The sequence below is a fragment of the Nocardia sp. NPDC058058 genome (genome assembly GCF_042885355.1).
GTDB lineage: Bacteria > Actinomycetota > Actinomycetes > Mycobacteriales > Mycobacteriaceae > Nocardia.
The window spans coordinates 1-800 of sequence record NZ_JBHVSA010000016.1 but is presented as its reverse complement, the minus strand read 5'-3'; the positions used below and the strand labels follow the sequence as shown (position 1 = coordinate 800).

Here is an 800-nt window from a genome sequence, read left to right as displayed (position 1 = left end):
GCGCGACCTGGCCGGCGATCCGCTCGGCGCTCTCGACGAGCCCGAGCTCGTCGGTGACGGCGAGCAGGGCCGCCAGATGCCCGGCGAGCTGGATGTCCAGCGCCTCGCCGCGGCTGCTGTGGGGATAGTCGGGATGGTCGCCGTTGCCGGTGCCCACACGGTGGACGACCGACTTGGTGCGGATCGGCTCGTACATGAGGGGGCCTCCTGCGTGGTCAGGAGGCCAGCCTACATTGGATTGGTTCTAAAGTTGAGCCGCATCCGGATATGAGACGGCGTCTGCCTGACGGTGGCCGGATGACTACATCTGTCCGTAACCGTCGAGGAAGTTGCCGATCCGGGTCACCGCGTCCGCCAGGTCCGTCGCGTTCGGCAGCGTCACGATCCGGAAGTGATCGGGCTCGGGCCAGTTGAAGCCCGTCCCGTGCACGACCATGATCTTCTCTTCCCGCAGCAGGTCGAGGACCATCTGCCGGTCGTCCTTGATCTTGTAGACGGACGGGTCCAGCTTCGGGAACAGGTACAGCGCGCCCTTGGGCTTCACGCAGGTGATGCCGGGGATCTGCGTCAGCAGGTCGTACGCCGTGTCGCGCTGCTCCAGCAGGCGGCCGCCCGGGAGCACCAGCTCGTTGATCGACTGCCGGCCGCCGAGGGCGGTGGCGACCGCGTGCTGCGAGGGCATGTTCGCGCACAGGCGCATGTTGGCCAGGATCGTCAGGCCCTCGATGTACGAGGAGGCGTGCTTCTTCGGGCCGCAGACCGCCATCCAGCCGGCCCGGTAGCCCGCGACGCGGTAGTTC

At 67.6% G+C, this 800-nt stretch carries 2 protein-coding genes; both read right to left on the bottom strand.

The features are described from left to right. Positions 1-196 (bottom strand): hypothetical protein (locus tag ACFVUS_RS43780; RefSeq protein ID WP_387781445.1); only part of this gene is annotated, 196 nt, incomplete at its 3' end. A 105-nt stretch (positions 197-301) separates the two neighbouring features. Then, on the bottom strand, positions 302-800 hold a 499-nt coding region (locus ACFVUS_RS43775; protein WP_387781442.1), incomplete at its 5' end, for an aminotransferase class I/II-fold pyridoxal phosphate-dependent enzyme.